General features: G+C 61.0%; 25 protein-coding genes. 16 read left to right on the forward strand and 9 right to left on the reverse strand.

Translation table 11 applies throughout. The features are described 5' to 3' along the window. The first annotated feature begins 187 nt into the window (after positions 1-187). The 3 genes from C9990_RS24450 to C9990_RS24460 all read left to right on the forward strand — a co-directional run bounded on the left by C9990_RS24450 (position 188) and on the right by C9990_RS24460 (position 5,337). Positions 188-553 (forward strand): YkgJ family cysteine cluster protein, encoded by a 366-nt coding sequence (locus C9990_RS24450; RefSeq protein WP_065902941.1) that lies wholly within the window; start codon positions 188-190, stop codon positions 551-553. Positions 554-691: 138 nt separating this feature from the next. Beyond that, entirely contained in the window at positions 692-2,956 is a 2,265-nt protein-coding gene (locus C9990_RS24455) for a bifunctional diguanylate cyclase/phosphodiesterase (protein ID WP_106804921.1), read from the forward strand. 203 nt (positions 2,957-3,159) lie between these two features. Further along, positions 3,160-5,337 carry a hypothetical protein gene (locus C9990_RS24460; RefSeq protein ID WP_106804922.1) on the forward strand — a complete coding sequence of 726 codons (2,178 nt, stop codon included), beginning with the start codon at positions 3,160-3,162 and terminating at the stop codon, positions 5,335-5,337. Between the two features lie 36 nt (positions 5,338-5,373). Here C9990_RS24460 and C9990_RS24465 read toward each other — a convergent pair whose 3' ends face one another. Together C9990_RS24465 and C9990_RS24470 are read right to left on the reverse strand one after the other, a co-directional pair. Next, positions 5,374-6,465 (reverse strand): hypothetical protein, encoded by a 1,092-nt coding sequence (locus tag C9990_RS24465; protein WP_106804923.1) that lies wholly within the window; start codon positions 6,463-6,465, stop codon positions 5,374-5,376. Between the two features lie 242 nt (positions 6,466-6,707). Further along, the gene (locus C9990_RS24470; RefSeq protein WP_106804924.1) at positions 6,708-7,028 is read right to left on the reverse strand and encodes a DUF2288 domain-containing protein; all 321 of its coding nucleotides are present in this window, start codon (positions 7,026-7,028) and stop codon (positions 6,708-6,710) included. 341 nt (positions 7,029-7,369) lie between these two features. Here C9990_RS24470 and C9990_RS24475 point away from each other — a divergent pair, with 341 nt between their 5' ends. The 9 genes from C9990_RS24475 (at position 7,370) to C9990_RS24515 (ending at position 15,087) form a co-directional block, all read left to right on the forward strand. Then, positions 7,370-8,497 carry a branched-chain amino acid ABC transporter substrate-binding protein gene (locus C9990_RS24475; RefSeq protein ID WP_106804925.1) on the forward strand — a complete coding sequence of 376 codons (1,128 nt, stop codon included), beginning with the start codon at positions 7,370-7,372 and terminating at the stop codon, positions 8,495-8,497. Between the two features lie 228 nt (positions 8,498-8,725). After that, the gene (livH, locus tag C9990_RS24480; RefSeq protein WP_017735932.1) at positions 8,726-9,649 is read left to right on the forward strand and encodes a high-affinity branched-chain amino acid ABC transporter permease LivH; all 924 of its coding nucleotides are present in this window, start codon (positions 8,726-8,728) and stop codon (positions 9,647-9,649) included. Beyond that, entirely contained in the window at positions 9,646-10,899 is a 1,254-nt protein-coding gene (locus C9990_RS24485) for a high-affinity branched-chain amino acid ABC transporter permease LivM (RefSeq protein ID WP_065902953.1), read from the forward strand. The genes livH and C9990_RS24485 overlap by 4 nt, the downstream gene beginning before the upstream one ends. Then, positions 10,896-11,663, forward strand: coding sequence for a high-affinity branched-chain amino acid ABC transporter ATP-binding protein LivG (livG, locus tag C9990_RS24490; RefSeq protein ID WP_012722652.1), 768 nt, complete (start codon positions 10,896-10,898; stop codon positions 11,661-11,663). The genes C9990_RS24485 and livG overlap by 4 nt, the downstream gene beginning before the upstream one ends. A 1-nt stretch (position 11,664) precedes the next feature. Then, the gene (locus tag C9990_RS24495) at positions 11,665-12,366 is read left to right on the forward strand and encodes an ABC transporter ATP-binding protein (protein ID WP_010212366.1); all 702 of its coding nucleotides are present in this window, start codon (positions 11,665-11,667) and stop codon (positions 12,364-12,366) included. Between the two features lie 258 nt (positions 12,367-12,624). Continuing rightward, positions 12,625-12,930, forward strand: a complete 306-nt coding sequence (locus C9990_RS24500; protein ID WP_065902955.1) for a DUF2282 domain-containing protein — start codon at positions 12,625-12,627, stop codon at positions 12,928-12,930. A 23-nt stretch (positions 12,931-12,953) separates the two neighbouring features. After that, on the forward strand, positions 12,954-13,832 hold the full coding sequence (locus tag C9990_RS24505) for a DUF692 domain-containing protein (protein WP_106804926.1): 879 nt from the start codon (positions 12,954-12,956) through the stop codon (positions 13,830-13,832). Next, on the forward strand, positions 13,829-14,605 hold the full coding sequence (locus C9990_RS24510; protein ID WP_106804927.1) for a DNA-binding domain-containing protein: 777 nt from the start codon (positions 13,829-13,831) through the stop codon (positions 14,603-14,605). The genes C9990_RS24505 and C9990_RS24510 overlap by 4 nt, the downstream gene beginning before the upstream one ends. Next, positions 14,602-15,087, forward strand: coding sequence for a DoxX family protein (locus C9990_RS24515; RefSeq protein WP_106804928.1), 486 nt, complete (start codon positions 14,602-14,604; stop codon positions 15,085-15,087). The genes C9990_RS24510 and C9990_RS24515 overlap by 4 nt, the downstream gene beginning before the upstream one ends. On the opposite strand, the gene C9990_RS24520 is transcribed toward C9990_RS24515, so the two are convergent. After that, complete coding sequence (locus C9990_RS24520) at positions 15,084-15,992, reverse strand: LysR family transcriptional regulator (RefSeq protein ID WP_065902966.1); 909 nt, start codon at positions 15,990-15,992, stop codon at positions 15,084-15,086. The two genes, C9990_RS24515 and C9990_RS24520, sit on opposite strands and share 4 nt — an antisense overlap. 103 nt (positions 15,993-16,095) lie before the next feature. On the opposite strand from C9990_RS24520, the gene C9990_RS24525 reads away from it, so the two are divergent. Beyond that, on the forward strand, positions 16,096-16,695 hold the full coding sequence (locus tag C9990_RS24525; protein WP_065902968.1) for a short chain dehydrogenase: 600 nt from the start codon (positions 16,096-16,098) through the stop codon (positions 16,693-16,695). On the opposite strand, the gene C9990_RS24530 is transcribed toward C9990_RS24525, so the two are convergent. Then, entirely contained in the window at positions 16,680-17,060 is a 381-nt protein-coding gene (locus C9990_RS24530) for a hypothetical protein (protein ID WP_177410352.1), read from the reverse strand. The genes C9990_RS24525 and C9990_RS24530 overlap by 16 nt on opposite strands. 181 nt (positions 17,061-17,241) lie before the next feature. Between C9990_RS24530 and C9990_RS24535 the strand changes: the two genes are divergently transcribed. Both C9990_RS24535 and C9990_RS24540 read left to right on the forward strand, forming a co-directional pair. Then, entirely contained in the window at positions 17,242-17,913 is a 672-nt protein-coding gene (locus C9990_RS24535; protein WP_065902972.1) for a COG3650 family protein, read from the forward strand. Between the two features lie 106 nt (positions 17,914-18,019). After that, complete coding sequence (locus C9990_RS24540; protein ID WP_106804930.1) at positions 18,020-19,633, forward strand: NAD(P)/FAD-dependent oxidoreductase; 1,614 nt, start codon at positions 18,020-18,022, stop codon at positions 19,631-19,633. Positions 19,634-19,707: 74 nt separating this feature from the next. Here the strand turns inward: C9990_RS24540 and C9990_RS24545 are convergent, their stop codons facing one another. Next, positions 19,708-20,802, reverse strand: coding sequence for a PLP-dependent cysteine synthase family protein (locus C9990_RS24545; RefSeq protein ID WP_106804931.1), 1,095 nt, complete (start codon positions 20,800-20,802; stop codon positions 19,708-19,710). A gap of 215 nt (positions 20,803-21,017) precedes the next feature. Here C9990_RS24545 and nhaA point away from each other — a divergent pair, with 215 nt between their 5' ends. Next, positions 21,018-22,193: a Na+/H+ antiporter NhaA gene (gene nhaA, locus C9990_RS24550; protein WP_065902978.1), complete on the forward strand. Its 1,176-nt coding sequence runs from the start codon at positions 21,018-21,020 to the stop codon at positions 22,191-22,193. A gap of 77 nt (positions 22,194-22,270) precedes the next feature. Here the strand turns inward: nhaA and C9990_RS24555 are convergent, their stop codons facing one another. From C9990_RS24555 to C9990_RS24570, 4 genes are all read right to left on the reverse strand, one after another. After that, positions 22,271-22,735: a glycine zipper 2TM domain-containing protein gene (locus C9990_RS24555; protein ID WP_003189251.1), complete on the reverse strand. Its 465-nt coding sequence runs from the start codon at positions 22,733-22,735 to the stop codon at positions 22,271-22,273. Between the two features lie 265 nt (positions 22,736-23,000). Further along, entirely contained in the window at positions 23,001-23,648 is a 648-nt protein-coding gene (gene pdxH, locus C9990_RS24560) for a pyridoxamine 5'-phosphate oxidase (RefSeq protein WP_106804932.1), read from the reverse strand. Between the two features lie 27 nt (positions 23,649-23,675). Then, positions 23,676-24,830, reverse strand: a complete 1,155-nt coding sequence (locus C9990_RS24565; RefSeq protein ID WP_106804933.1) for an OmpA family protein — start codon at positions 24,828-24,830, stop codon at positions 23,676-23,678. Positions 24,831-24,974: 144 nt separating this feature from the next. Continuing rightward, entirely contained in the window at positions 24,975-26,120 is a 1,146-nt protein-coding gene (locus tag C9990_RS24570) for a serine hydrolase domain-containing protein (RefSeq protein ID WP_106805713.1), read from the reverse strand. Between the last annotated feature and the right edge of the window lie 31 nt (positions 26,121-26,151).

Genomic DNA, 26,151 nt, shown 5'->3' on the forward strand with positions numbered 1-26,151 from the left:
ACATAGTCAGACGGACAAGGCTTGTCTGTAATGATTCGTAAAGCTGATAGGGCATGATTTCACCCGGCGCCACGGGACTTGGCCTACAAAAATATAAGTGATTACCCCCCTTCCCAACGGCCTTGGCACGGATAGAATGGCGAGCCTTCCGTAGCATCCCCCTTACTCTCTTTTATCGAAGACGCCCATGTCCGAAGCCAGTCCGTGTCTGAATTGCGGTGCCTGCTGTTCACACTTCCGCGTGTCTTTCTTTTGGGGAGAGTGCGCCTCGTCGGGGGGCACCGTACCCGATGAGCTGGTGGTGCAAATCAACCCCACCCGCGTGGCGATGATCGGTACCGACCAGAAGCCCGCGCGCTGCTGCAGCCTGGAAGGAGAAGTGGGCAAAGGCACCAGCTGCTCAATTTATGCACAGCGCTCGAGTGTGTGCCGCGAGTTCGATTCCTCCTGGAGCCAGGGCGTGCAGAACGTCGATTGCGACGCCGCCCGCGCCGCGTTCGGCCTGGCGCCGCTGCCAGCCCCGTTCGAGCTGGACCTGCCCATCAGCGCTTAGCATTAAACGCTATGGAGAGCATGCCAAAATGGTTGAGAGCAAAGTGCCATTAGCGCTGACGAATCCCGCGAGGCTTCTATACTCGACCTCATAGGTCATCGCCTCAGGCAGTGACGTGACTCTATGACGGGACATGCTATGGAATGGCTGGGTCTGCATTTTTTTACCGACCTCCCAGAAAGCGGGCACTTATTACTCAATTGCAGTCATAACCCGTTTCTGGTGCTGCTGGCCTATCTGGTCGCTTGTGCGGCCGGGTTCGGCACGCTGGACATGGCTGAGCGTGTCGGCCATGTCGAGGACCCCACCGCAAGGCGCCATTGGCGCTGGCTCGGCGCCGGTTGCCTGGCCGGCGGGATCTGGTCGACCCACTTCATCAGCATGCTGGCCTTCCAGGCGCCCATCGCCATCCATTACGAATTGATCATGACGTTCGCCTCGCTGCTGATCGCCCTGGTTGCCTCGTTGTTCGCCATGCAGACCCTCAGTCATGCCCATCTGCGCCTGCATCAGTACCTGCTGGCATCGGTGTGGATGGGCCTGGGTATCGCGCTGATGCACTACGTCGGCATGTCAGCCATGCGCTCCCAGGCCCAGGCGTATTTCGAGTCGGGGTTGTTCCTGGCCTCGATCGCGATTGCCATCGGCGCCAGCTTCGCCGCGCTGTTGCTGTCGAGCTACCTGCGCAACGGCGCCGGCGTGTTTCACCAATTGCTCAAATATGCCGCCAGCCTGGTGCTGGGCGCCGGGATCATCAGCATGCACTTTACCGGCATGGCCGCCTTGCGCTTGATGGTGCCTGCCGGGGCGGACCTGTCGTTGCCGCTGGACAACAACCCGATCCAGCTCGGTTTGTCGGTGGCCGTGATCACCCTGCTGGTGATCGGCAGCAGCATCAGCGCCGCCCTCGCCGACAAGAAGCTGCAGCACAAGGAACGTGACCTGCGCCGGGTCAACGCGCTGCTCAGCGAACTCGACCAGGCCCGCGCCTCGCTGCAGCAAGTGGCCCACTACGATGCACTCACCAGCCTGCTGAATCGCCGTGGCTTCAACCAGATTTTTGCGGAGAAACTCGCGGAAAAAACCGCTTCCCAGGGGATGATGGCGGTGATCTTCCTCGATATCGACCATTTCAAGCGCATCAATGACAGCCTCGGGCATGACGCCGGCGACCAGCTGCTCACGGTGCTCGCCGGGCACATCAAGGGCTCGGTGCGCAGCCACGCCGACGTGGTCGCGCGTTTTGGCGGCGATGAGTTCTGCATCCTCATCAGCATCCACAACCGCGACGAGGCACGGCACCTGGCCCAGCGCATCATGCAGAAGATGAAAGAACCCATCGAACTGGCCGGACGGCGCATGGTGATGACCACCAGCATCGGCATCAGCCTGTTTCCCGATGACGGCCTGACCTGCGAAGAGTTGCTGAAGACCGCAGACCTGGCGCTGTACCAGTCCAAGGACACCGGGCGTAACAGCCTGAACTTCTTCAGCTCCAACCTGAAAACCCGCGCCTTCCTCGAATTGCAACTGGAGGAAGAACTGCGCGGCGCCCTGCGCACCCGCAACCAATTGGTGTTGTTCTACCAACCGATCTTCGACATGAAGCTGGGCAAAGTCACGCGCCTCGAGGCCCTGGTACGCTGGCAACACCCGCAGCACGGCTTGCTGGCCCCGGATCGGTTTATCGGCATCGCCGAGAACAACGGGCTGATTGCCGAATTGGACCACTGGGTACTGCGCCAGGCCTGTCATGACCTGAGCCTGTTGTCCGACAGGGGATACACCGAGCTGACCATGTCCGTGAACTGTTCCGCGTTGAACCTGGCCCGCGACGAACTGGCGGACGAGATCGAAGACGCGCTGCGTTTCAGCGGCATCGCCGCCAATCGCCTGGAACTGGAAGTCACCGAAAACGCGTTGATGGGCAACATCAGCAGCACCCTGGCACTGCTGCGGCAGATCCGCGCGCTGGGGGTGTCGCTGGCCATCGACGACTTCGGCACCGGCTACTCATCGCTTGCCTACCTCAAGCGCCTGCCGCTCAACACCTTGAAGATCGACCGCTCGTTCATCCAGGACATTCCCAAGTCCACCGCCGATATCGAGATCGTCCAGGCGATTGTCGGCATGGCCCACACCCTGCACCTGCAGGTGGTGACCGAAGGTGTGGAAACCCAGGCCCAGTTCGAGCTGTTGCTAAAGCATGGCTGTGATTTCGTCCAGGGCTACCTGTTGAGCCCGGCGGTGCCTGCCAGCGACATCATCGGCGTGATCCAGGGCATCGACATCCGTAACCCGCTCTACCCTTACAGCGTGGCAGGCACCCAGGAAAAACCGTCAGCGAAAGAGCCTTCCACCGGGCGCCCAGGGTCGACTTCCATCGTCAGGCCAATTCGCTGACGCCTAAACTTTGGCATTTCGCCATCATTTGCCTAAAGAACGCCGACAAACGGCCGATTCATCAGAGTCCGGCCAGGTTTTGCCTGAGTATACAGAGTCAAACCCGATCGTTCCGGACAAGGACGCACTGTAAAGTCGCGAACTCCCATTCCGTGATGGCCCTTTGATTCTTTCCAGCCATCCGCCCAGGCACTTGGCGCACAATGACTTCTAAAAATAACTCTGCCACCGTGGTATCCGACGTGTTGCTCCCAGCTCCTGCGGACAAGCCCTCAGGTTCAAAGTCATTGAGCACCGCGCGCCCGCTGGCCACTCAGCAATACCTGTACTTCACCGAGACCAATACCGACCGCATCCTCGATAACCTCGACGGCCTGCGCGATATGGTGTTCCCACGCCCGCCCCACCTGGAAGGCGACGGCGAACAGCGCAGCGAGCAGGAATTCCCCTCGGTGTGCCTGATCGGCCTGGGCCGTTGCGGTTCGAACATCGCGCTCGACGTGGCGGAGTTGGTGTACAACGCCCGCAAGTTCTACCTCAACGAATTCAGTACCGAAGACAAGACGCTGGACAAGGGCTACAGCCCGGCCCAGTGGATCCGCAACAACCTGCGCCTGGGCAGCGGCAAGGCCAGCAAGCCGGTGTTCCTGGTCGAGCCGCTGGTGATGCTGGGCGATCTGGACAAGGACATCGCCGGGCGCATCCGCTTCTCTCGCAAAGGCGAAAAAAGCGGCTTTTTGCGCGACTACAGCAAGATGAAAATCATGGACCTGTCGGAAGTCCATGCCGGTGGCGCCGGTAACGCGCCGATCCTCGGCCAGTACCTGGCCAAGATCATCCTCAACAAGGATACCCAGCGTTTTTCCAGCCCCGACTGGAAGATGATCCACTCGTATTTGATCGACTCCTGCGGCATCAAGGCCAACCAGTCGCGCCTGTACTTCTCGATCTTCAGTGCCGGCGGCGGTACGGGTTCGGGCATGGCCTCGGAATTCGGCCTGGCCCAGCAGCACTCGTACATGAACAAGACGTTCGACACCAAGCCCGCCGACGAGCACGACAGCAAGAGCGGCCACGCCTTTGTGTTCGAGCCGATCTTCACCAGCGGCATCTGCGTACTGCCGAATATTTCCGATCACCGCAGCGAAATGTCCGAGGCGCTGCACATCAACGCCGGGCGCCTGCTGTGCAAGTACCTGTCGGAAGAATGGGATTTCTCATACAACTTCGCCAATGAAGACAGCAGCGAAGCCAGCGTGAAGGGCCGCATCCGCCCCTGGAACGCAATGATGCTGATCTCCAACGACATCATGCGTTACGCCGAAGAAAGCGATGACGGCAATATCCAGAACATTGACGTCAATGCCATGGAAAAACACGCCAACCAATACATCTCGCAGCAGATCTTCAACATTCTGACGGCCCAGGCGGTCACCACTGACTACGATCAGAACTACTTCCGTCGCGCCGGCATCGACATCGGCGAAACCATTCGCCTGGATGCCAACGACCTGTTCATGAGCCTGGCCGGCCCGGTGGCGATTGCCTACGCAGAGTCCGTGGTCCCGGAAACCCCGGCGCCGAGCAACGACAAATTCAAGGTGTTCGAAAAAGAGCCCCAGCGCCTGAACATCGACGACCTGTTCTTCCGCTCCATCGACCTGCCGCATTTCAACAAGGTCACCCAGGCCATCGAAGGCATCAGCCTGCTGCCGATCGAGTCCAAACGCTACAAAGCGTCCCTGGAGCAATACAAGAACTCCGGCTACGACGCGGCCGCGCTGCATGACCTGCACTTCTTCAAGAACTGCTCGTCGGTGGTCTCGATCGTGTCCCTGCCCAAGGACTACAAACTGTCCTACATGGACCTGAACCGGCTCAAGACTCACCTCAACAGCCTGTTCCCCAACACCACGCTCAAGCGCTACGCCCTGGTGATCGGTGCATCGGCGAACCTGTCGCTGACCACCCTGATCGCGAAAAGCCCGTGCCTGTCGGATGACTTCCTCACGCTGATCGTGGCCTTTATCAAACGCTGCTTTGCGCGCAACCCGTACCGTTTCGACGACACACTGGACAACTCGATCCTGGACTTCATCATCCACGAGGACTTCGACGAAGACCGTATCGACGAGTTGCTCAACGAGTTCGAAAACCCGGCGAAGATCCTCGATACCAACTGGTACGCGATCAAGCCGATGTATGAGAAGAAGTACCGCGAGTTGATCAACGACAAAGACAAGTTTGTGTCGATCAATGACATTCGCCTGTCGCGCGATTGCGTGAAGAAGGCAATCAAATACCTGCGCGAGATCTACCGTCACCGCATCGGCAAGACCAAGGTTATTTCGCTGAACAACCACACCGGCAAGACTGCCTGAACCGCTGCGACGGTGCCGCAGGGCGCCGTCGCGACATCAGCCGGCCGCGCGCTGGCGCAGGAAGGTGAGGATGACTTGCTCGTCTGCGCGCTTCAGCGGCCGGGGCAACTGCTTGGGCCAGCCGGCACCGTCGGTGCCGAAGACCTTCTGCTGTTCTTCCACGTCCCAGCCACGAATTTCCTTGAAGGCCGACTCCCACCAGCCGTGTCGACACACGTCGTAGTACGGGTGCTTGGGCGCCGAGCTGCCGTAGAGCAAGTCGCGACCGACCCGCTTCAGGTGTTTGCGCTGATTGCGCAGTTTCCATTTGATCCGCAGCCGCTGCCAAGGGGATGGCACGGGCTTGACCTGCGGCACATCCAGGCAACGCGCTACCAGCTCAGGGCCGAACGCTTCGCCATAGAGACTGAAAAAGTGCGCCTGCATGGCGTGGAAGAAGCGCTTGTCGGCGAAGTAGTGATGGACGAACTTGTTCGCCTCGCGCACCGTCTTGTCGCGCATCGCGAAGGAAATCGCGATCTGCTCGATGGTGTGGATATCGAACGAGCCCTGGGTCCACTCATCGATCCAGCGAATCGCGGCCTCGAGCAGCGGCGTGTCACTGGCGCGTACGCCGCACAGGCCACTGTTATAGAGCTTGAAACTATTGCCGGCGCAAATGCCATGCGCCTGCAGGTGCTCACCCAACTTGAGGTAGTCGGGGCGCTGGCACACGTAGCTCCAGTCGTATTCGAAGCCATCCATCACATACTGGTCGGGCGCGATGAGTTCGAAGACGCGATGGGGGGATTTGAGGAACAGCGTGTCGGTGTCGACGAACAGGGTCTTGTCCGCCAGCTTCAATCCCTGGGCAATCGCACAGGCCTTGCGGCGGTGGATGTAACCGTTGCTTCCCTGCCATTGGGCGAGGGTCTGCTCATCGAGGTGAACGGTTTCGACCGGCCAGCCGGCGAAATCCTGCGGGCGATCGGTCATGACCCGGATGCACAGCGACTCGCCCTGCTTGAGCTGCGCCAGCGCGGTGAGGATGCTGAATTTCGCTTCGCGCCGGTAAACATCCTGATTACCGTAAATGAGGTAAAGCAGTTGCTGCGACGTTTTCTCTAGAGGGGGCAGCGCTGAAGGCATAACGGGCTCCGGATGACAGGCGGCGAACTTTACCGGAATTCGTTGCTTCCTACGCTACGATCTGACAGCCACCCGCTTTATATACACACCGAGAAACAATTCCCGGAGCCATCCAGTGCCTGGAGAACTGTTCCCATGACGTGCGCGTCACCTTGGGCTGTGACCTTTCTTCACGGCAAGATGCCATCACCGCCCTGGCGGTTACTCCGCTACACACTTTTGCAGCGAAACAACACGCACCATTAAGGTGCTGACTTCGCCTGCAATGCCCTTTCCTGGATCAGTATCCAAGGCGAAACCACCACCGCCCACAAGCCTGGATCGCGCTCCACCAGGTCCAATGCCCGCGTCGCAGACACTTCGCCCAAGCTGCCCGAGGCCAGCCAGGCAGCGACTTTGTCACGGTTATCTTCGGCCATGCCCTCGGCGGCCTCGATCAAATCCAGGCCGGCGTCGACCCACAATAGGGCACCCTTGGCAAAGAACGGTTCAAGCTCCTTCCAGGAAATTTCGGCGGTTTCACCGAGCAGCTTGGCATAGAGGGTGCTAGGTTCTTGCGTCATGGGAATTCACCTGAATAAAAAATCGGCGCAATCATAACGTCGCAGGTCAGGCAGAAAAACCCAGTTGCAAATGAGGCATCGATTGAAAGTGTCAGGAAAGCCAAGGATTGCCCGAGACTCTGGCATCACCCCGCCGCAATTCTGTCTTTTTCTTTCATTTAAGCGACATACCCGGGTTTTGCCCCCAGCAGCCAGCTTTTCAAGCGATCAACCGGCGCTCTACACTGTACCGGTACAGTTGCCAGGGCACTGCCGGGGGGATATCCGAGATATCTGATCCGGTTCTACAGCTCACAAGGCCGCTAGAACTATAAAAAATACAACAGTAAGAGTGGAGCACTATGATTAAGGCTACTAAGCAGATTTCCAAACTGTTTGCCGCTATGGTCCTGGCTGGGGTTGCCGGCCATTCGTTCGCAGCTGACACCATCAAGATTGGTATCGCCGGCCCTAAAACCGGTCCTGTGACGCAATACGGTGACATGCAATTCATGGGTGCCAAGCAAGCCATCGCCGACATCAACGCCAAGGGCGGCGTCGACGGCAAGTTGCTCGAAGCCAAGGAATACGACGACGCTTGCGATCCTAAACAAGCCGTTGCCGTCGCCAACAAAGTGGTCAACGACGGCGTCAAGTTCGTAGTCGGTCACCTCTGCTCCAGCTCCACTCAGCCAGCGTCCGATATTTATGAAGACGAAGGCGTGATCATGATTACCCCGGCGGCCACCAGCCCGGAAATCACCGCCCGTGGCTACAAGCTGATCTTCCGCACCATCGGCCTGGACAGCGCCCAGGGCCCTGCAGCCGGTAACTACATCGCCGATCACGTGAAGCCAAAAATCGTGGCTGTCCTGCACGACAAACAGCAATACGGTGAAGGCATCGCCACCGCCGTCAAGCAGACTCTCGAGAAGAAAGGCACCAAGGTTGCCGTCTTCGAAGGCCTGAACGCCGGTGACAAAGACTTCTCCTCGATCATCCAGAAGCTCAAGCAAGCCAACGTCGACTTCGTCTACTACGGCGGCTACCACCCAGAGCTGGGCCTGATCCTGCGCCAAGCCAAGGAAAAAGGCCTGAACGCCAAGTTCATGGGCCCAGAAGGCGTCGGCAACGACTCCATCTCGCAGATCGCCCAAGGCGCTTCGGAAGGCCTGCTGGTGACCCTGCCGAAATCCTTCGACACCGATCCGGCCAACAAGGCCATTGTTGAAGAGTTCGCCAAGAACAAACAGGACCCAACCGGTCCATTCGTATTCCCGGCCTACTCGGCCGTTGAAGTGATCGCCGGCGGTATTGCCGCTGCGAAGAGCGAAGACACCGCCAAAGTGGCAGCCGCCATCCACGCGGGTACCTTCAAGACACCTACTGGCGAGCTGAGCTTCGACGCCAAGGGCGACCTGAAGGACTTCAAGTTCGTGGTCTACGAATGGCACTTCGGCAAACCAAAAACCGAAGTTTCCCCTCAGTAAGCCAGGCGTTACTGGTCAACAAGCCCACTGTGAGAGCAGTGGGCTTTGTTTTACGAGGTTTATGGGCCTGTCACCCGCGATCCGGGCGCTGGCTCACCTGAAAATCTTAAAACCGTCACCAGCGGTTCGCTGGCAAACGCTTTGTGCAAATGTGCTCATAGAACACAGCACAGGGCCGGAACATGACTCCACCAGTGAAATGCGTATCGGGTTTTTAGGAGCGCTGTAATGCCTGAGATCTATCATTTTTTCCAACAGCTGGTTAATGGCCTGACCATTGGCAGCACCTATGCCTTGATAGCCATTGGCTACACAATGGTTTACGGCATCATTGGAATGATCAACTTCGCCCATGGCGAGGTGTACATGATTGGTTCCTACGTGGCCTTCATCGCCCTTGCCGGGCTGGCCATGATGGGTATCCACTCACTGCCGCTGTTGATGACCGCCGCGTTCATCGCGTCGATCGTCGTGACCAGTGCCTATGGCTACAGTATCGAGCGGGTTGCCTACCGTCCCTTGCGTGGCAGCAACCGTCTGATCCCGCTGATTTCCGCTATCGGCATGTCGATTTTCCTGCAGAACACCGTATTGCTGTCCCAGGACTCCAAGGATAAATCCATCCCTAACCTGATCCCGGGGAGCATCTCCTTCGGTCCGGGTGGCGCGGAAGAAGTCCTGATTTCCTACATGCAGATCCTGGTCTTCGTCGTCACCCTGGTGGCCATGCTGGGCCTGACCCTGTTCATCTCCCGCTCCCGTCTGGGGCGCGCCTGCCGGGCCTGCGCCGAAGACATCAAGATGGCCAACCTGCTGGGCATCAACACCAACAACATCATTGCCCTGACCTTCGTCATCGGTGCCGCACTCGCGGCAGTGGCTGCCGTGCTGCTGAGCATGCAGTACGGCGTGATCAACCCCAACGCCGGTTTCCTGGTAGGCCTCAAGGCCTTTACCGCGGCGGTATTGGGCGGCATCGGCAGCATTCCGGGCGCCATGCTCGGCGGGCTGGTGCTGGGTGTGGCCGAGGCCTTTGGCGCCGATATCTTCGGCGACCAGTACAAGGACGTCGTGGCGTTCGGCCTGTTGGTTCTGGTGCTGTTGTTCCGTCCGACCGGCATCCTGGGCCGTCCGGAGGTTGAGAAAGTATGAGCAGATATCTTAAATCGGCGTTTTTCAGCGCCTTGCTGGTGTGGGCCGTGGCCTTCCCGGTACTCGGCCTCAAGCTGAGCATTGTCGGCATCAACCTCGAAGTGCATGGCACCGGCCCCGTGACCCTGACCATCATTGCCCTGTGCTCGGTGCTGATGTTCCTGCGCGTGCTGTTCACCCAGCAGGTCGGCGCCCTGTTCAAGCGCGACCGTGGCCCACTGGTTTCGCCCAAGGTCAGTCAATTCCTGACCCTGCCGCGCACCCAGCGCTACATCATCATTGCCTTGATCATCGCTGCGCTGATCTGGCCGTTCTTCGGCTCGCGCGGTGCGGTCGACATCGCGACCCTGATCCTGATCTACGTGTTGCTGGGCCTGGGCCTGAACATCGTGGTGGGCCTCGCCGGCCTGCTCGACCTGGGTTATGTGGGCTTCTACGCCGTGGGTGCCTACACCTACGCGCTGCTCTCGCATTACCTGGGGTGGAGTTTCTGGATCTGCCTGCCCCTGGCGGGTATGGCCGCGGCCACGTTCGGCTTCCTGCTGGGCTTCCCGGTCCTGCGCCTGCGCGGTGACTACCTGGCCATCGTGACCCTGGGCTTCGGTGAAATCATCCGTCTGTTCCTGCGTAACCTGACCGATATCACGGGCGGCCCCAACGGCATCAGCAGCATCCCCAAGCCAACGTTCTTCGGGCTGTCGTTCGACCGCACCGCAGCCGAAGGCATGCAGACCTTCCACGAGTACTTCGGGATCGACTACAACCCGGTGAGCAAAGTGGTGTTCCTGTACCTGGTGGCGCTGTTGCTGGCATTGGCCGCCCTGTTCGTGATCAACCGCCTGCTGCGCATGCCGATCGGTCGCGCGTGGGAAGCGCTGCGCGAAGATGAAATCGCCTGCCGGGCCCTGGGCCTGAACCCGACCATCATCAAGCTTTCCGCGTTCACCCTGGGCGCCGCGTTCGCCGGTTTTGCCGGCAGCTTCTTTGCCGCGCGCCAAGGCCTGGTGACCCCGGAGTCGTTCACCTTCATCGAGTCGGCGATCATCCTCGCCATCGTGGTGCTGGGTGGCATGGGCTCGCAACTGGGCGTGATTCTGGCGGCGATCGTGATGATCCTGCTGCCGGAAATGATGCGTGAGTTCAGCGAATACCGCATGTTGATGTTCGGCGCCATGATGGTGCTGATGATGATCTGGCGACCTCAAGGCCTGCTGCCCATGCAACGTCCACACATGGAGCTGCGCAAATGAGCCGCGAGATCCTGAAAGTCGAAAACTTGAGCATGCGCTTCGGCGGCTTGCTGGCGGTCAACGGCGTGGCCCTGACCGTGAAAGAGAAACAAGTGGTGGCGCTGATCGGCCCGAACGGCGCCGGCAAGACCACGGTGTTCAACTGCCTCACCGGTTTCTACAAGCCGAGCGGCGGCAGCATCCTGCTGGACGGCCAGCCGATCCAGGGCCTGGCCGGTCACGAGATCGCCCGCAAGGGCGTGGTGCGGACCTTCCAGAACGTGCGGCTGTTCAAGGACATGACGGCGGTCGAGAACCTGCTGATCGCCCAGCACCGTCACCTGAACACCAACTTCTTCGCCGGCCTGTTCAAGACCCCGGCGTTTCGCAAGAGCGAGCGCGAGGCCATGGAGTACGCCGAGTACTGGCTGGACAAGGTCAACCTGACCGAGTTCGCCAACCGCCCGGCGGGCACCCTCGCCTACGGTCAGCAACGTCGCCTGGAAATCGCCCGCTGCATGATGACCCGCCCGCGGATCCTGATGCTCGACGAACCGGCGGCCGGCCTCAACCCCAAGGAAACCGAAGACCTCAAGGCGCTGATCGGCGTGTTGCGTGAGGAAAACAACGCCACGGTGCTGTTGATCGAACACGACATGAAACTGGTCATGAGCATTTCCGACCACATCGTGGTGATCAACCAGGGCACGCCGCTGGCCGACGGGACGCCGGAGCAGATCCGCGACAATCCTGAAGTGATCAAAGCCTATCTGGGGGAAGCGTAAAATGCTGCAATTCGAAAACGTTTCCACTTTCTACGGCAAGATCCAGGCCCTGCACAGCGTCAACGTGGAAGTGCGCCAAGGGGAAATCGTCACGCTGATCGGCGCCAACGGCGCCGGCAAATCGACCTTGCTGATGACCCTGTGCGGTTCGCCGCAGGCCCACAGCGGCAGCATCCGCTACATGGGTGAAGAGCTGGTGGGCCAGCAGTCGTCGCAGATCATGCGCAAGAGCATTGCGGTCGTGCCGGAAGGCCGCCGTGTGTTCTCGCGCCTGACCGTCGAGGAGAACCTGGCCATGGGCGGGTTCTTCACCGACAAGGGCGATTACCAGGAGCAGATGGACAAGGTGCTGCACCTGTTTCCACGGCTCAAGGAGCGCTTCAGCCAGCGCGGCGGCACCATGTCCGGCGGCGAGCAGCAAATGCTCGCCATCGGCCGTGCGCTGATGAGCAAACCCAAGCTGCTGCTGCTCGACGAGCCTTCCCTGGGCCTGGCGCCGATCATCATCCAGCAGATCTTCGACATCATCGAACAGCTGCGCAAGGACGGTGTGACGGTGTTCCTGGTGGAGCAGAACGCCAACCAGGCGCTGAAGATCGCCGACCGTGCCTACGTGCTGGAGAACGGCCGGGTGGTGATGCAAGGCACCGGCGAGCAACTGCTCACCGATCCAAAGGTGCGTGAGGCGTACCTAGGCGGTTAAGAGAAGGTTGCGGTAGCAACCGGATCAAAAATGTGGGAGCGGGCTTGCCCGCGAATACGCTGGACCAGCCAAGTATCTAATGGCTGACACAGCGCATTCGTGGACAAGCCCGCTCCCACATTTGCTTTGTGTGGTGCCTGAATGTTGCCAAGCCTGAAATTATTTTTGCTGGGTTTGTAACGAATTCCCCCCCAACATCTCTAGTGGTACAAGCAGGCACTCAAGCCCGCCAACTCAACCCACTGCTGGAGATTCAACATGACCACCACTACCCGCTCGCTGTCCGCCGCTACCCTCGTCCTGGCCCTGGGTTCTGCCTTGAGCCTGTCCGCCCTGAGCACCACTGCCCACGCCGCCGACGACATGCAGAAATGCTTCGGTGTCGCCGAAGCCGGCAAGAACGATTGCGCCGCAGGCGCTGGCACATCCTGCGCCGGCACCTCGAAAGTCAAAGACCAGGCCAACGCCTGGAAACTGGTACCGGCCGGCACCTGCGCCAAAACCCCAAGCTCCACCTCGCCGACCGGTTTCGGCCAGGAAGCTGCCTTCACCGCCAAGTCCTGAAACCCTGGTCAGCCTGAGTACTGATGATGACGCTTTCATCCCTGCAAACGCCCTCGCCGGCTCAGGCGCCCGGCCTCCCCTGTCGGGCCGGGCTGGGGCTGAAGACCGAGCACTTCGCGCACGTGCTCGAGACTTCGCCCGACCTCGGTTTTTTTGAAGTACACGCCGAAAACTACATGGTGGCCGGCGGCCCGTTTCACCACTACCTGGGGTTGATCCGCGCGCAGTACCCGCTGTCGCTGCACGGCGTGGGCCTGTCCATCGGCGGTGAAAGCCCGCTCAACCGGGACCACCTGGCACGCTTGGCGGCCCTGATCGAACGCTATCAACCCCACTCATTTTCCGAACACCTGGCCTGGTCGAGCCACGGCCCGGTGTTTCTCAACGACCTGCTGCCGCTGGCCTACGATGCCGCCACCCTGAACCGGGTGTGCGCACACGTCGGCCAGGTCCAGGACACGCTCAAGCGGCCGATGCTGCTGGAGAACCCGTCGACGTACCTGCAGTTCGAGCGTTCCACCCTGGACGAGACCGACTTCATCAGCGAGGTCATCCGGCGCACCGGTTGTGGCCTGCTGCTCGACGTGAACAACGTCTACGTGTCGTGCATCAACCATCAACGTGACCCGCAGGCCTATCTCGACGCCCTGCCGCTGCACGCGGTGGGTGAGATTCATCTAGCCGGCTTTGCCGAAGACACTGACAGCCTGGGCGACCGCCTGCTGATTGATGACCACGGCGCGCCCATCGACAACGCCGTGTGGCAGTTGTACGAACAGGTACTGGCACGCATCGGCCCGGTGGCGACGCTGATCGAGCGAGACAACCAGGTACCGGCCTTCAGCGTGCTCTTGGCCGAAGCCGAGCACGCCGAACGGCACTTGTCGCAGGTACGCCCATGAGCCTTCACGACGCATTTGCCAGGGCCCTGCTGGCGCCCGACCAGGCTTGCCCCGACGGACTCTTCAGCAGCAATGGCGCCGACCCGGCCAGCCGCTTTGCGGTGTATCGCAACAATGTACACAGCGCGTTGATCAACGCCTTGGCGACAGCCTACCCGGTGACCTTGCAGCTGGTGGGAGATGAGTTCTTTCGCGCCATGGCCGGGCTCTACGTGCAAGCGTCGCCCCCCACCAGCCCATTGATCAGTGAGTACGGCAGCACGCTGGCCGAGTTCATCCAGGCGTTGGAACCCGCCGCCAGCGTGCCGTACCTCGCTGACGTGGCACGCCTTGAGCGTCTGCGCGTGTGCGCCTATCACGCTGCGGATACACCTGTGCTGGAGCAGCCGGCCATTCTCCATGCGCTGCAAGGCCAGACAGACCTGGGGCAACTGCGCCTGCAATTGCACCCGTCCCTCGCCACCCTGAATTCCGCCTATGCGGTGGTGGCAGTGTGGGCCGCGCACCAGACCGAGGACGCCATGGCCACCCTGAACCCCTGGCACGCCCAAGGCGCGCTGGTGTTGCGCCAGGGCCTGGCGGTCAAGGTGTTCGCCATCGACAGCGGCTCAGTCGCCTTTATCGACAGCCTCAAGCACGGCGCAGCGCTGGAAATGGCCGTGACCGACGCCCTCGAAGCCTCGGCCGAATTCGACCTGCACCACTGCCTGACCCTGCTGATCAGCCACGACGTCATCACTCATTTGCACCTGGAACCGAAGGTATCGCCATGAACACATCCCCATCGTGCCTGGTAAAGCGGGCCATCGTGCTTTTCGAAAAAATCCCCTACAGCCTGATCGCCTTTCTCGCACGCTTCTCGATTGCCGCGGTGTTCTGGAAGTCCGGGCAGACCAAGGTCGAAGGCTTTGCGATTGACCTGGTCAGCGGCACCTTCCAGCTGGGCGCACCGAAACTGGCGGCCTCGACCTTGCCGCTGTTTCGCAGCGAATACCACGTGCCGCTGCTGTCACCGGAAGTGGCGGCGCACCTGGCAGCGTTTGCCGAGCATTTTTTCCCGGTGTTGATCCTGGTCGGGTTCGCCACGCGCTTCTCGGCCCTGGCCCTGATCGGCATGACCCTGGTGATTCAGCTGTTTGTATACCCCGATGCCTACCCGACCCACGGCACCTGGATTGCCTTATTGCTGCTGTTGGTCGCCAAGGGACCGGGTTGCCTGTCCATCGATCACCTGATTGCACGCCGCTACCGTTAAAGCCGGTCCAGGGCCTCGCCGCTGCGCTTGAACCAGTCCACCAGGTAGTCGGCCAGTACCTGGGTGCGGCGCGGCAGCCCGCCCTGGTAAGGATGGACCAGGTACATCGGCAGGCTCCGCGTCTGATAATCGCGCAGCAGCCAGCGTAACCGGCCGTCAGCCAGTTCCGCCGGCAAGACGTAGGACGGCAGGCGAGCGATACCGGCCCCCACCAGGGCGGCCTTTTTCAGCAGGTTGTAATGGTTGGAGGCGAAGGTGCCACTGACCCGCACCCGCAGCAATTCGTGTTGCTGGTGGTACAGCCATTCCTCCCGCCCGCTGTAGTGGCTGTTGAGCAGGCAGCGGTGTGCGGCCAGGTCTGCCGGGGTCTGGGGTTCGCCATATTGCTCAAGGTAAGCCGGGCTGGCACACGTCATCTCGTGCCAGGCCAGCAACGGCTTGGCCACCAGGCGCTCGTGTTCAATCGCCCCCGAGCGCACCCCCAGGTCAAAGCCGTCCCGCGCCAGGTCCCGGTAGCTGTTATTGAGCTCCAGCTCGATCTGCACCTGCGGATATTGCTTGGAAAACTCCAGCAACAAGCCATCGAAGAAGGTTTCGCCCAGCGACACCGGCACCGTCATGCGCACCGGCCCGGCCAGGTCGTCCTTGAGCCGTGCCAACGCCTGACGAGCGCGATCCACTTGCACCACCAACGCCTGGGCCTGGGGTAACAAGGCCGCACCGGCAGCGGTCAGGCTGAGCTTGCGCGTGGTGCGGTGCAGCAGCACCACGGCGTACTGCGCCTCCAACTGGCTGATGCGCTTGGACAATTGCCCCTTGCTGCAGCCCAACTGCTCGGCCGCCACGGTAAAACTGCCCGCCTCGATCAGTACGGCGAAGGCCGCCAGGTCATCCATCTCGCTCATGGATTGTTTCCATTTGAAAACCAAAGGTTGCCTATTAGCGCGTTTATCCAGCAGAAAAGCCACACTAGACTGAACCTTCACTTACCCCTGGAGGAACAGCACCATGAAAATCCTTTTGATTGGCGCCAGCGGCACCGTCGGCTCTGCGGTCAAGGCAGAACTGGCCCAGCGTCACGACGTGATCAGCATCGGTCGCAGCAGCGGCGACTTCCAGGTGGACATCAGCGACAGCGCCTCGATCCGCCGGCTGTTCGAACAAACCGGCAAGTTCGATGCACTGGTCTGCGCGGCAGGCAGCGTGAACTTCGTGCCGCTGGGTGACATGCACGACAGCGACTTCGAACTCGGCCTGCGGGACAAGCTGATGGGCCAGGTCAACCTGCTGCTGATCGGGCGTGAGTACGCCAACGATGGCGCCTCGTTCACCTTCACCAGCGGCATTCTGAACCGCGACCCGATCCGTACCGGTGCCTCGGCGGCACTGGTCAACGGCGCGCTGGATGCGTTCGTCAAAGCCGCCGCAATCGAATTGCCACGTGGCCTGCGCATCAACTCCGTCAGCCCGACGGTCCTGCTGGAAGCCATGGACAGCTACGCACCGTACTTCCGTGGCTACAAGCCGGCGGCCGGCGCCGACGTGGCATTGGCCTACGCCAAAAGCGTGGAAGGCTTGCAGACCGGTCAGACCTACATCGTCGGTTGAGACGCGACAGCCTCACGGGAGAATTGAGAGATCCATTCATTCACCAGCGCGCGCGGGGCAAACATCACGAACTCCCCGCCCAGTTGGCCTTGAACCCTGGACGTATTCAGCCGGTAGCCGTCCACATAGAGTGTCAGGTACCGCTGATACGTCAGCAGCGTAATGGACTGGGTCCTCGCCCTGGCCTCTGGACTCAACGTGACACTGACTTCAGCGCGAGACGGGTCTGGGTCTTCAGATCTTTTCAGCGTCACCGAGATCTTCGTGAAGTCGATGGCCGACCAGTAGACGAGCCGGGCGGGCTCGTCTGCACAGGCCGCACTCGCCCAGAGCAGGAGAACGCACAGGCTCCATTTGATGTTCATGGCAATCTCCGACCCAAAGATCTCGACTTTCTCACGACGTATCTGCCCTAACTATAGGAAACATCCCCCTTTGCACCGCCTGATTTCCCAACGCGTGGAGAACAGGTATTCAAACTGTGTCCCGTACTTGTGATGCAGCGCCAGCCTGCGTAACGTGACGGCACTTGTCTGGAGACCCGATATGCGCGCCGCCCGTACCCTCGCCCTGTTTGCCTTGCTCCCCCTGTTCGCCGCCTGCCAGATGTTCGAAAGCGAGCCGGCCAAGCCGTCTCTCGCCGGGATGACCCGCATGCAGGGTGAACTCACCGCAGTGGGTGGCAAGCTGCTGTTCCAGCCGTGCAACGATAAACGCAACTACGTGGTCAACGACACCGGCGGCACCAGCATCCTGCAGGAGGCCGCCTCCCTGGCCGGCCAGCAGGGCGCGTTGTTTGCCGACCTGCGCGGCAAGTTTTCCGGGGTCGCCAGCGGCACCCAGGGTTCGGTAGACCTGCAACAGCTCTACCGTGTGGAACGCTCGACCTCGGCCTGCGACGATCCGGACTTCAAGCGCATGATCCTGCGGGCCAACGGCCACAAACCGGCCTGGGCGATGAATGTCACGGCCAAGGGCATGGTGCTGGAACGCGAAGGCCAGCCACCACTGGCGGTGCCATACGTCGAAGAGCAGATGGGCGACGGCCGTTTCAACCTGATGACCGAAGCCAATAACCAGCACATCGAACTGTGGGTGGCCCCGCAGCGTTGCATCGACAGCGTCAGCGGCAGCTTGCAGCACATGACTGCCGAGTTACGTGTCAACGGCCAGGTACAGCGTGGTTGCGCGTCGTTCGGCGGCTCGCGGGACGACTGATTCGGCCCTGCGCTGTTTTAACATGTCGGAAAACCGCCATTGGGGCTTATAATCGCCGGTTTGCAAAACAGCCGGCCTCTCTGCCCGCCGCCTACCGGATCCCGTCATGTTACGAATCACCGAACTCAAGCTGCCCATCGACCATCCCGAAGAAGACCTGCGGCCTGCCATCGTGCAGCGCCTGGGCATCGCCAGTGATGACCTGCTCGATTTCACCCTGTTCAAGCGCAGCTACGACGCCCGCAAGAAGTCGTCGGAGCTGTGCTTCATCTACACCATCGACCTGAACGTGAAAGGCGAAGCCGCGCTGCTGCTCAAGTTCGCCGACGACCGCAACGTCAACCCCGCGCCGGACGTGAGCTATAAAGTCGTCGGCCAGGCGCCGGAAGGCCTGGTCGAGCGCCCAATCGTGGTCGGTTTCGGCCCGTGCGGGATCTTCGCCGGGCTGTTGCTCGCGCAGATGGGCTTCAAGCCGATCATCCTCGAACGCGGCAAGGAAGTGCGCCAGCGCACCAAGGACACCTGGGGCCTGTGGCGTAAAAGCGTGCTCAACCCCGAGTCCAATGTGCAATTCGGCGAGGGCGGCGCCGGGACCTTTTCCGACGGCAAGCTCTACAGCCAGATCAAGGACCCGAAATTCCACGGCCGCAAAGTCCTGCACGAGTTCGTCAAGGCCGGCGCGCCGGAAGAAATCCTCTACGTCAGCAAGCCGCACATCGGTACATTCCGCCTGACCGGCGTGGTGGAAAACATGCGCGAGCAGATCATCGCCCTCGGCGGTGAAGTGCGCTTCGAGCAGCGCGTCACCGACGTGCTGATCGAGGACGGCCAACTGAACGGCGTGGTCATCGACGGTGGCGAGCAGATCCTTTCCAGGCACGTGATCCTGGCCTTGGGCCATAGCGCCCGCGACACCTTCCGCATGCTGCATGGCCGTGGCGTATACATGGAAGCCAAGCCGTTCTCGGTGGGTTTCCGTATCGAACACCCGCAGTCGCTGATCGATGCCGCGCGCCTGGGCAAATACGCCGGGCACCCGAAACTCGGCGCCGCCGACTACAAACTGGTGCACCACGCCAAGAACGGGCGCTCGGTCTACAGCTTCTGCATGTGCCCGGGCGGCACCGTGGTGGCAGCAACCTCCGAGCCGAACCGCGTGGTCACCAACGGCATGAGCCAGTACTCGCGTAACGAGCGCAACGCCAACTCCGGCATCGTGGTCGGCATCACCCCTGAGGTGGACTACCCCGGCGGCCCGTTGGCCGGTATCGAGCTGCAGGAACGCCTGGAATCTCACGCCTACATCCTCGGCGGCAGCAACTACGAAGCACCGGCGCAGTTGGTAGGTGATTTCATTGCCGGCAAGCCGTCGACCGCCCTTGGCAGTGTGGAACCGTCCTACAAACCGGGCGTGGCCCTCGGGGACCTGGCCCTGGCCTTGCCGGACTTTGCCATCGAGGCGATCCGCGAAGCGCTGCCGGCGTTCGAGAAGCAGATCAAGGGCTACTCGCTGCACGATGCGGTGTTGACGGGTATCGAGACTCGCACCTCGTCGCCGCTGCGGATTACCCGTGATGAATCGATGCAGAGCCTGAACGTGAAAGGCCTGTTCCCGGCGGGTGAAGGCGCGGGCTATGCCGGCGGGATTCTATCGGCCGGTGTTGACGGGATTCGGATTGCCGAGGCATTGGCGCGGGATATGTTGGGCCTCGAAGCCTGACACATTCCCCTGTAGGAGCCCGGCTGGTCGATTCGGCGCAGCGCCTCGAATCGGCAAGCCGGGCTCCTGCAAGGTTAAATGTTGGCGCGCTGGATGCTGTCCGGCAACGCCTCGCCGCGCTCCACGCTGGCCGCCACGGCCGCGATCAAACCGTCCAGGGCATAGTCCTGCCCCGCCAGCCACGCCTGATCGTAATAGGTGGTTGCATACCGCTCGCCGCCATCGCACAAAATCGCCACGATCGACCCCGACTCCCCCGCAGCCTTCATCTGCTGCGCCGCCACCAGCGCGCCAATCAGGTTGGTCCCGCTGGAACCCCCGACCCGCCGCCCCAACCGCTCGGCCAGGTAATGCATGGCCGCCAGTGACAGCGCATCCGGGACCTTGACCATCGCATCAATGACCTTGGGCAAAAACGACGCCTCGACGCGTGGCCGGCCAATGCCTTCGATGCGCGAACCGCAGTCCAGGCGCAGGCTGGCGTCGCCGCTCTGGTAGAAATCGAAAAACACCGAGCGCTCGGCATCCGCACACAACACGCGGGTGCAGTGCTGGCGGTAGCGCACATACCGTCCGAGGGTGGCAGTGGTGCCGCCAGTGCCGGGGCTGGAGATCAACCAGCTTGGCTCAGGATGCTGCTCGAAGCGCATCTGCTGGAAAATCGACTCGGCGATGTTGTTGTTCGCGCGCCAATCGGTGGCGCGTTCGGCGTAAGTGAACTGGTCCATGAAGTGCCCGCCGCTTTCCTGCGCCAGGCGCTCGGATTCGGCGTAGATCTGCGTCGGATCCTGGACCAGATGGCTCTTGCCGCCATAGAAGGCAATCTGCGCGATCTTTTCCTGGGAGGTGGTGGCCGGCATCACCGCAATGAACGGCAAGCCGAGCAGGCGCGCGAAGTAGGCCTCGGAGATCGCCGTCGAACCGCTGGACGCCTCGATCACCGGCGCGCCGGGCTTGAGCCAGCCATTGCACAGTGCGTACAGGAACAGCGAACGCGCGAGGCGATGTTTCAGGCTGCCGGTGGGATGGCTGGACTCATCCTTGAAGTACAACTCGATACCCGGCAAGCCTGGCAGCGGCAAAGGAATCAGGTGCGTGTCGGCGCTGCGCTGGAAGTCTGCTTCAATGATACGAATGGCTTCGCGGGCCCAAGGACGGTGGTCGCTCATGGCGGGGCTCTCTAAGGGTTTCAGCGCTAACTTTAAGGGTTTTCCTACACTGCACACAGATACAGTGAAGACTCAATTGGACACACAATTGCTAGGCTCAGGCGCAATGCCGCTCGAGTCCGCCCCTTATAACAAATAAGAATATAACTTTTGTTTTAACAACTAACGGTACGGGTTAGGGTACCCACCTATTGAACCTCATTGGAGAGCATCCCTTGCCTCTGCGTAGCACTTTCACGCGTTTCTTCCAGCTGGAAGCCGCCAGCGGTCTGTTATTGATCGCCGCTGCGGCCCTGGCCCTGATTATCAACAATTCGCCCTTGTCACACCTGTACGCGGCGTTTCTCGACGTGCCGGTGGTGGCGCAGATCGGCGCGCTGAAAATCGCCAAGCCAGCCCTGCTGTGGATCAACGATGGCCTGATGGCCTTGTTCTTCCTGCTGATCGGCCTGGAGGTCAAGCGCGAGCTGCTTGATGGTCACCTGTCCAAGCCATCGCAAGTGGTACTGCCCGGTGCAGCCGCCATCGGCGGCATGGTCGTGCCAGCGCTGATCTACTGGGCGATCAACAAGGACTACCCCGCCGCACTCTCCGGCTGGGCGATTCCGATGGCCACCGACATCGCCTTCGCCCTGGGCGTCCTGGCGCTGCTGGGCAAACGCGTGCCAGTGTCGTTGAAGCTGTTCCTGATGACCCTGGCGATCATCGATGACCTGGGCGCGATCATTGTCATTGCCGTGTTCTACTCTGCCGACCTGTCGGGTGCCGCCCTGGCAGGTGCGGGCGCCTGCCTGATCGCCCTGATCGCGATGAACCGCCTGGGCGTGATCAAGCTCGGGCCGTACCTGATCATTGGCCTGATCCTGTGGGTCTGCGTTCTCAAGAGCGGTGTACATGCGACCCTGGCCGGCGTGACCCTGGCGTTCTGCATCCCGATGCGCACCAAGAACGCCGAAGCCTCGCCACTGATGACCCTGGAACACGCCCTGCACCCCTGGGTGGCCTACGGCATCCTGCCGCTGTTCGCCTTCGCCAATGCGGGTGTTTCGCTGACCGGCGTCAGCCTCGAAAGCTTCACCCACCATGTGCCGATGGGCATCGCCGCCGGCCTGTTGATCGGCAAAACCGTCGGGGTGTTCGGCCTCACCTGGCTGGCCATCAAGACCGGCCTCGCCGCCCTGCCCAGCGGCGCGAATTGGGGCCAGGTGTTCGGCGTGGCAATCCTGTGCGGCATCGGCTTCACCATGAGCCTGTTCGTCGGTTCCCTGGCGTTTGTACCGGGGGCCAGCGAGTTCGCCGGCGAGGACCGCATGGGGATTCTGACCGGGTCGATCCTGGCGGCATGCATCGGCTACGCGGTAACGGCGATGGCGAGCCGCAAGAAAGCCTGAGCTGGCTGAACCCTCACCCATGAAAAAACCCCAACCGGTTACCCGGTTGGGGTTTTTCTTTGCCTGCCGATTACCGCTTAGCGGGTAACGCGGCTGGTGCCATCAACGGTCATGATGCGCACGCGGTCGCCGATGCGGAAGATTTCATTCTCCTGCACGGCCTGCACGTAGGCGCGCATGCTGCCATCGTCTTCACGAACAGTGATTTCCACACCTTGGGTGCGGGTCAGGCCTTCTTCGGTAGCCGAGCCCAGCAGGCCACCGGCAACGGCGCCGATCACGGCAGTCACGATGCTGCCACGGCCGCCACCGATGGCGCTGCCGCCTACGCCGCCGATGACTGCGCCAGCAGCGCCGCCGATTGGGGTCTTGGTACCTTCGATTTTCACCGGACGCAGGGATTCGATGGTGCCCATGCGCACGGTCTGCACACGACGTGCTTCGTCACGGGAGTACGAGTCGCCGGTCAGACTCGAGGCGCAGCCACCCAACAGCAACGACAGGGTGGTAAAGCAGGCAACCAGTAAAACGGACTTACGCATAGCATCAACTCCAAAGGACAGGTATTCATTAGACGCTGCGGCTTGGCGCCTGTCACGGCAAGCCCCGCAGAAAATTGCTTTCATTCAGCCTGAGTACAGACAGCCAGTAACAGAAAACTCGACGAACGGTAGCTTGGCCTTTGTGCCAAGAGATGTATCGACTGTTCCATCATTGTAGCCGCGCAGCCGCACGCAACCCAAACCTCCTGATATAGAGACGTGAGCGCGGCGGACAACATTCAGGCGAAGTGACGAAAGGTGAGGTTCAGGGCGCGAGGCGCTCGCGGACCCAGTCGGCCCCTTGCAGGCGGTAGTTCAGGCGATCATGCAGGCGGCTCGCGCGGCCTTGCCAGAACTCGATGCGCTCGGGCAGCAGGCGGTAACCGCCCCAATGCTCGGGACAGTCGGGCTGGGTGTCACTGAAGCGCTGCTCGGTGGCCTTCAGCAGGTCCTGCAGTTCTTCGCGATCACGGATGACCTGGCTCTGTGGAGACGCCCAGGCTCCCAGGCGGCTGCCCAATGGGCGCACCTGGTAGTAAGCGTCCGATTCCTCAGGCGTGACCTTGACCACCCGCCCTTCGATGCGCACCTGGCGCTCGAGGGTCGGCCAGAAGAAGGTCATGGCCGCGAAGGGCCGCGCCGCGAGCTGTTCACCCTTGGCGCTCTGATAGTTGGTGAAGAAGGTAAAGCCCTGCGCATCCAGGCCCTTGAGCAACAGGATGCGGCAATGTGGGCGACCGTCCTGATCAACCGTGGCCAACGTCATGGCATTGGCCTCCACCGGCGGTTGCTCGGTGTTTACCGCATCGCCAAACCACTGGTGGAACAACGCAAACGGTTCGCTCGGGGCCTGGGCCTCGCTCAAACCGTCCCGTGTGTAGTCACGGCGCATATCGGCCAGTGCCTGGGTCATGCAGCTTTATCCTTCTGGTTCAACGGATCAGTTTTTCGCCTGGTCGTTCGCGGCCGGAGTAGCGGCCTTGGCCTTGGCTGGCGCCGGCTTCTTGGCAGCGGGCTTGGCCGGGGCCTTTTTGGCGGCGGGCTTGGCAGCGGCTTTCTTGGCGACAGGCGCTTTTTTCGCCGCAGCCTTGGCGGCCGGAGCCGGTGCTGGAACATCCTGCACGGCGACCATCTCAGCGACAGGCGGCGTTTTGCCCGACTGGTATTTGCTCAGCAAGGCCAACATCGTTGTACGCTGAGTGAACATGATTTCCATGCGACGGTTCAGCGCACGCCCCTGGGTGCTGTCGTTGGCGGCACGCGGCATAAGGTCGCCCATGCCACGCAGCATCAGGCGGTCCTGCTTGAGGCCACTGAGGCTGAAGATCGAGGCGATCGATTGCGCGCGTTCCTTGGTCAACGCCTGGCTGGCCGGAGCAGTGCCGGTGGCATCCACATGGCCGAGTACCAGTACGGCGGTTTTCGGATCCGCTTCAACTGCCTTGGCGACGCGCGTGAACGGGCCCAGGGTGACCGGCAGCAACATGGCCGGGCGCTTAGGGTTGTAGGAGCCGTCTACCGGGGCGATCACCACCAGTACATTGTCACGACGTTCCAATTGCAGGTTGCTGTCCTTGATGGCCGCGCGCAGGCGTGGCTCATAGTCGTCCAGCCAGGCCTGGGTGATTTTCGGGTCAGGCATCGGCACGTTGGTCACGTCGACCTTGGCCAATGGCTTGGGTTTGCTTTCGAACGGCCACCACCAGTGGGTCTCGGTGTCGGTCTTGGCAACGGTCGGTGCAGGTTCTGCAGCCTTAAGATCGGCTTTCAGGTCAGCCTTGGCATCAGCGGCTTTCTCATCGGCGCTCTTGGAAGAGAACGGCCACCAGCTGGAACCGGTGTCAGCCTTGACAACCGGCGCAGGTGCAGCGGCTGGCGCCGGGGCAGCAGCGGCGGCTACCGGTGCGGCAGGCTTGGCGCCGGCAGCAGGCTTGGCATCCGGCTTGGCGTCGGTTTGGGCGACTGCATCCTTGGTAGCGGCTTTATCCGATCCAAATGACCACCAATGCCCGCCTTCGGCATCATTTTGTGGAGTTTGTGCGCAACCGGTAATGGTGAGGCAAAGCGCCAGTGCCAAGGACTTGTTCGATAACATGAGATATCCACAAAATGAGAAAAGAAACGGGGGTCTGGATGACCCGTTAAACAGACGCTTACAGAACATTAAAGTTACAACATTTCGTTCAGCGTCTTTCTTATAGTTGCCTTTGTAACAAAAAAACGTGAAACAGCAAGGGGTTTACAGACAACCGGCCAATATTCCGACCAACTTCTGTGCCCGTGGGTCCATTAGTACGTAAGGCCCCAGTGTATTAGTCACGAAACCGAACGCTACATCATGTTCCGGATCGGCAAAACCCACCGAACCACCGGCGCCAGGGTGCCCGAAAGCACGCGGGCCAAGGCCGAAGGTGGCATTGGGCAGCTGCGGTTGATCCAACATACAACCCAGGCCAAAACGGGTTTGTGTCAATAATGTTTTATCCGGCCCGATACTGTGTTCGCGGGTCAATTGTTCGAGCATGTCGGCTTCGAGCAAACTACCGTCCAACAAACCGCTATAGAAACCCGCCAGGCTGCGTGCATTACCGTGGCCATTTGCCGCCGGCTGCTGCATGCGTCGCCATTCCGGTTTATTAGTACTGGTCAGAATAGACGGTGGGTTGGCAAATGCCCGCGTAGTCATGGCGGTCGGTTCCCGCATCATTACTTGCAATAAGCGTTGTGCAGCTTCATCACCCATATTGCCTTTGCTGCGCGCTATATGGGCGACGCGATAAAACTCTTCATCGGCCAGGCCGACATGAAAGTCCAGTCCCAGCGGCCGCGCCACCCGGGCCACGATGGACTCACCGGGCCCACGCCCGTCGGCGCGGCGCAGCAGTTCACCCACCAGCCAACCATAGGTGATCGCCTCGTAGCCATGGCCTTGGCCTGGGGTCCACCACGGCGCTTCGGCCGCCAGGGTGTCGACCATCAGTTGCCAGTCGTACAGGGCTTCGGTGGGCAGCATCTCGCGGATCGCCGGCAAGCCCGCCTGGTGGCAGAGCAGTTGGCGCAGGGTGATGGCTTCCTTGCCAGCAGCGGCAAATTCCGGCCAGTAGTTGGCGACGGGCGCATCCAGTTGCAGTTTGCCTTCGGCGACCAATTGCAGGGCCGTGACGGCGGTGAAGGTCTTGGTGCAGGAGAACAGGTTGACGATAGTGTCGCTGTGCCAGGCCTCGGCTCCATCCTTGTCGGCGGTACCGGCCCACAGGTCGACGACGGTTTCGCCGCCGATCTGGATGCACAGCCCGGCACCACGCTCCTGCGGGTCATCGAACAAGGCGGCGAACGCTTCACGTACCGCTTCAAACTGGAGTTCGTAATGACCCTGAATCTGCACCTGAGCGCCCTCGAAAAACACCGTGGAAAGT

This window comes from Pseudomonas sp. S5D5 (genome assembly GCF_003013355.1).
GTDB lineage: Bacteria > Pseudomonadota > Gammaproteobacteria > Pseudomonadales > Pseudomonadaceae > Aquipseudomonas > Aquipseudomonas aylmerensis.

What these genes read in the sequence shown, in the direction of transcription:
- C9990_RS24450 (WP_065902941.1), top strand. Translation starts at nt 188, where the DNA reads ATGTCCGAAGCCAGTCCGTGTCTGAATTGCGGTGCCTGCTGTTCACAC.
- C9990_RS24455 (WP_106804921.1), top strand. Translation starts at nt 692, where the DNA reads ATGGAATGGCTGGGTCTGCATTTTTTTACCGACCTCCCAGAAAGCGGG.
- C9990_RS24460 (WP_106804922.1), top strand. Translation starts at nt 3,160, where the DNA reads ATGACTTCTAAAAATAACTCTGCCACCGTGGTATCCGACGTGTTGCTC.
- C9990_RS24465 (WP_106804923.1), bottom strand. Translation starts at nt 6,465, where the DNA reads ATGCCTTCAGCGCTGCCCCCTCTAGAGAAAACGTCGCAGCAACTGCTT.
- C9990_RS24470 (WP_106804924.1), bottom strand. Translation starts at nt 7,028, where the DNA reads ATGACGCAAGAACCTAGCACCCTCTATGCCAAGCTGCTCGGTGAAACC.
- C9990_RS24475 (WP_106804925.1), top strand. Translation starts at nt 7,370, where the DNA reads ATGATTAAGGCTACTAAGCAGATTTCCAAACTGTTTGCCGCTATGGTC.
- livH (WP_017735932.1), top strand. Translation starts at nt 8,726, where the DNA reads ATGCCTGAGATCTATCATTTTTTCCAACAGCTGGTTAATGGCCTGACC.
- C9990_RS24485 (WP_065902953.1), top strand. Translation starts at nt 9,646, where the DNA reads ATGAGCAGATATCTTAAATCGGCGTTTTTCAGCGCCTTGCTGGTGTGG.
- livG (WP_012722652.1), top strand. Translation starts at nt 10,896, where the DNA reads ATGAGCCGCGAGATCCTGAAAGTCGAAAACTTGAGCATGCGCTTCGGC.
- C9990_RS24495 (WP_010212366.1), top strand. Translation starts at nt 11,665, where the DNA reads ATGCTGCAATTCGAAAACGTTTCCACTTTCTACGGCAAGATCCAGGCC.
- C9990_RS24500 (WP_065902955.1), top strand. Translation starts at nt 12,625, where the DNA reads ATGACCACCACTACCCGCTCGCTGTCCGCCGCTACCCTCGTCCTGGCC.
- C9990_RS24505 (WP_106804926.1), top strand. Translation starts at nt 12,954, where the DNA reads ATGATGACGCTTTCATCCCTGCAAACGCCCTCGCCGGCTCAGGCGCCC.
- C9990_RS24510 (WP_106804927.1), top strand. Translation starts at nt 13,829, where the DNA reads ATGAGCCTTCACGACGCATTTGCCAGGGCCCTGCTGGCGCCCGACCAG.
- C9990_RS24515 (WP_106804928.1), top strand. Translation starts at nt 14,602, where the DNA reads ATGAACACATCCCCATCGTGCCTGGTAAAGCGGGCCATCGTGCTTTTC.
- C9990_RS24520 (WP_065902966.1), bottom strand. Translation starts at nt 15,992, where the DNA reads ATGAGCGAGATGGATGACCTGGCGGCCTTCGCCGTACTGATCGAGGCG.
- C9990_RS24525 (WP_065902968.1), top strand. Translation starts at nt 16,096, where the DNA reads ATGAAAATCCTTTTGATTGGCGCCAGCGGCACCGTCGGCTCTGCGGTC.
- C9990_RS24530 (WP_177410352.1), bottom strand. Translation starts at nt 17,060, where the DNA reads ATGAACATCAAATGGAGCCTGTGCGTTCTCCTGCTCTGGGCGAGTGCG.
- C9990_RS24535 (WP_065902972.1), top strand. Translation starts at nt 17,242, where the DNA reads ATGCGCGCCGCCCGTACCCTCGCCCTGTTTGCCTTGCTCCCCCTGTTC.
- C9990_RS24540 (WP_106804930.1), top strand. Translation starts at nt 18,020, where the DNA reads ATGTTACGAATCACCGAACTCAAGCTGCCCATCGACCATCCCGAAGAA.
- C9990_RS24545 (WP_106804931.1), bottom strand. Translation starts at nt 20,802, where the DNA reads ATGAGCGACCACCGTCCTTGGGCCCGCGAAGCCATTCGTATCATTGAA.
- C9990_RS24555 (WP_003189251.1), bottom strand. Translation starts at nt 22,735, where the DNA reads ATGCGTAAGTCCGTTTTACTGGTTGCCTGCTTTACCACCCTGTCGTTG.
- pdxH (WP_106804932.1), bottom strand. Translation starts at nt 23,648, where the DNA reads ATGACCCAGGCACTGGCCGATATGCGCCGTGACTACACACGGGACGGT.
- C9990_RS24565 (WP_106804933.1), bottom strand. Translation starts at nt 24,830, where the DNA reads ATGTTATCGAACAAGTCCTTGGCACTGGCGCTTTGCCTCACCATTACC.